This window comes from Thalassotalea sp. G20_0 (assembly GCF_017744175.1).
Lineage (GTDB): Bacteria > Pseudomonadota > Gammaproteobacteria > Pseudomonadales > Endozoicomonadaceae > Endozoicomonas.
Genome location: NZ_JAGHQV010000115.1, coordinates 1 through 3,830 on the forward strand (window position 1 = coordinate 1; position 3,830 = coordinate 3,830).

The following is a 3,830-nucleotide window of genomic DNA, read 5'->3' on the forward strand; positions in this document are numbered from 1 at the left end:
GGTCATTGAAATTCCGGTTAACATGCTCTTGAGTCAGGATTTAATGAAACCATACATTGATCAAATAAAGACCAGAACAGGCTTCCCGCCACAGGGGCATGGCTCTGTATCACTTAAAAGAAAGTGGGCTGATGAGGCATGCGTTACTGCTGATAAAGGCAGGCAACCCTCAGATTATGGTTACTTAATCGCCGAAGAACATTCAGATGAGCAAAGCGGTAAACCAACAAAGAGTAAGAAAACAAACATCCAGTAATCGCCTTCCTCCCATCATGACTCAAGAACCTTTTTCACATTCCGGGAAGGAATGCCAGTGTTGAACATCTGTTGCCCATACATCTCGCCCAGGATGTTCAGAAAATAACGGATTGATGGCATCAGGAGTAGATGTATTTCCCCAGCCGACTATGTTTACAAACATTCCAGCAAAATGAACTTCTGAAAAGAACCACAGTCTGCTTTTTATATTTCCATGAATTAATGAAATATAATTATGCATAGAACCTCTGCTGGTATCAGTGGTCAATACACAAGATCAGATAATGATTACAACCAACCGAATGACCATGCCGCTTCTTCAAGACGTGGACGATATAGACATGCCACAGTCAGGTGGAATGATACCCCACGCACTAACCCTGGGCGTAATAAATTTAACCGTTCTTCTGACGCATGCACTTCTCAACATCTACAGCGCCGTTCAGTAAACCTTGCTCAAGATTTTAATGCGCTCATCAAACAGGAAATAATGGATGATCTGGTGAGTAAATCTTATCGTTTCGGTCATCGCTATGATGGGAGACATCACGGTCAATATGCCAGTTCAATTAAAAAATACACGTCAGCGTCTAAAAGACCGTTAAATCGAGCGGAACAAAGCCAGCTGATACGTTTGCTGCAAAATTTTACCGCAACACGGAGCTGGAATTGGCGAAGCCTGACAACAACACTTCATTCATTGACTTCAGCAGGTGTTTTTACCCCTCATAAGCCCATGGATGAGCGTGTTAAGCGTACTCAAGCTGCCTTATTGTCAACGCTACTTGATGCAATAATATTCAAGTGCAACCAAAAACCACAAGCCAGGGATATTGATGCCCAGGGTGTCGCCAACCTGCTGTGGGTCATGGCGAAACTGGTGGGTAACGGGCAGGAGTGGACACCACAGCTTAGAGAGGCCGTGGCCGCACTGTTGCCCCACGTACAGACAGCTCACTTTAAACCACAGGAAATCGCCAACCTGCTGTGGGCCATAGTGAAACTGGTGGACAGCGGACAGGAGCGGACACCAGGGCTCAAAGAGGCCGTAGCCGCGTTGTTGCCCCACGTGAACGCACCAAAAGCTCACTTTAAACCACAGGAAATCGCCAACCTGCTGTGGGCCATGGCGAAACTGGTAGACAACGGGCAGGAACGGACACCAGAACTCAAAGAGGCCGTGGCCGCGCTGTTGCCTCACGTAAACATACAGAAAGCTCACTTTAAACCACAGGAAATCGCCAACCTGCTGTGGGCCATGGCAAAACTGGTGGACAACGGGCAGGAGCAGACACCAGAGTTCAATGAGGCCGTGACTGCGCTGTTGCCTCGCGTGAAGGCACAGAAAAACCAATGTAATGCCCAGGATATCGCCAACCTGCTGTGGGCCATGGCGAAACTGGTGGACAACGGGCAGGAGCGGACAGCAGAACTCAAAGAGACTGTGATCGCGCTGTTCCCCCACGTGAACGTACAGAAAGGCCAATTTAATGCCCAGGGTATCCCTACCCTGCTGTGGGCAATGGCGAAACTGGTGGACAGCGGGCAGGAGCAGACACCAGGGCTCAAAGAGGCCGTGGCCGCGCTGTTGCCCCACGTGAACACACAGAAAGACCAATTTAATGCCCAGGGAATCGCCAACCTGCTGTGGGCCATGGCGAAACTGGTGGACAACGGGCAGAATAGAACACCAGAGCTCAACAAGGCCGTGGCCGCGCTGTTGCCCCACGTGAACGTACAGAAAGACCAATTTATTCCTCAGGGTGTCGCCAACTTGCTGTGGGCCATGGCGAAACTGGTGGACAACGGGCAGAATCGAACACCAGAGCTCAACAAGGCCGTGGCCGCGCTGTTGCCCCACGTGAACGCAAAGAAAGACCAATTTATTCCTCAGAATATCGCCAACCTGCTGTGGGCCATGGCAAAACTGGTGGACAACGGGCTGGAGCAAACACCAGGGCTCAAAGAGGCCGTCGCCGCCCTGTTGCCCCACGTGAACGCACAGAAAGACCGATTTAATACCCAGGAAATCGCCAACCTGCTGTGGGCCATGACAAAACTGGTGGACAATGGACAGGAGCGGACACCAGAATTCAAAGAGGCCGTGGCCGCGCTGTTGCCTTACGTGAACGCACAGAAAGCTAACTTCAAACCACAGGGTATCGCCAACCTGCTATGGGCCATGGCGAAACTGGTAGACAACGGGCAGGAACGGACACCAGGGCTCAAAGAGGCCGTGGCCGCGCTGTTGCCTCACGTAAACATACAGAAAGCTCACTTTAAACCACAGGAAATCGCCAACCTGCTGTGGGCCATGGCAAAACTGGTGGACAACGGGCAGGAACAGACACCAGAGTTCAACGAGGCCGTCGCTGCGCTGTTGCCCCTCGTGAACGCACAGAAAGATCAATTTATTCCTCAGCATATCGCCAACCTGCTGTGGGCCATGGCGAAACTGGGTGAGCTCGTTAAGCTGAACGTGGTTACCTCTACGTTCGAATCGCTTGTCTACCGGATCAGTAACAACCCTCTGCTCTCTCAGCAAGGGATATTTATGTCTCTCTGGGGAGTAATGGTGTGCTGTGCCAGGTTATCTCTGGTTCCAAATACCAGTAAAGGTAACGTGCTGGAAAAGCACATGGATGACCTGTTTATTCGCCTGGAAAATACATCCCCGGACAATGAAGAGGATCAACGCATCATTGCGATGGCCGCAAGTTGGCTTGGGAGAGCGTGTCCGGTCGTACCCCATTACCAGACAATCGTTTCAAAACGTCAATCCAACTTCCGCAATCAACTCCAATCATGCATTCCATCTTTGAGGATTGAAGAAGAAAAGAGTCTGAACTCACTGCCTCCAGTTGACCTGCTACTGCCAGATCACAACATGGTGATTGAAGTTCAGGGACCTTATCATTACGTGGGTGGTGATTTCAAAACCAGGAATGGTTCGACTCTGCTTAAAATCGCACTGTTGCAAAAAGCAGGATTTGAGGTCATTGAAATTCCGTTTAACATGCTCTTGAGTCAGGATTTAATGAAACCATACATTGATCAAATAAAGACCAGGATAGGTATCCCGCGACAGGGGCATGGCTCTGTATCACTTAAAAGAAGGTGGGCAGATGAGGCATACGTTACTGCTGATAAAGGAAGGCAACCCTCAGATCACGGTTACTTGACTGCCGAAGATCATTCAGAGGAGCAAACAGGCAAACCAGGTAGAAAAAGGCAAAGAAAAAACAGCCAGTAAGCTCTTCCCTTCCGTCATGACTCAAGCACCATTTTCACATTCCAGGGAAGGAGTCCCAGCGTTGAACACTTGTTACCCATACATCTCGCCCCGGATGATTTGAAAATAACGAATTGGTGGAATCAGGAGTAGATGCGCTTACCCAACCGGTTACGTCTATAGCCATTTCAGCAAAATGAACTTCTGAACATAACAGCAGTCTGCTTTTTATATTCTCATGAATTAATGAAATATAGTTATGGATAGAAACTCTGCTGGTATCAGTGGTCAATACGCAAGATCAGATAATTATTATAACCGACCGGGTGGCCATGCCGCT

3 protein-coding genes are annotated in these 3,830 nt (G+C 49.3%); 2 read left to right on the plus strand and 1 reads right to left on the minus strand.

Annotated elements, in window-relative coordinates; all coding sequences use genetic code 11:
- Positions 1–256, plus strand: a 256-nt coding sequence (locus tag J7438_RS24665) for a hypothetical protein (protein WP_209278700.1), incomplete at its 5' end; no start/stop codon positions are given.
- A gap of 21 nt (positions 257–277) precedes the next feature.
- Here the strand turns inward: J7438_RS24665 and J7438_RS24670 are convergent.
- Entirely contained in the window at positions 278–499 is a 222-nt protein-coding gene (locus J7438_RS24670) for a hypothetical protein (protein WP_209278701.1), read from the minus strand.
- Between J7438_RS24670 and J7438_RS24675 the strand changes: the two genes are divergently transcribed.
- Entirely contained in the window at positions 494–3,511 is a 3,018-nt protein-coding gene (locus tag J7438_RS24675; protein WP_209278702.1) for an RAP domain-containing protein, read from the plus strand. The genes J7438_RS24670 and J7438_RS24675 overlap by 6 nt on opposite strands.
- The last annotated feature ends 319 nt before the right edge of the window (positions 3,512–3,830 follow it).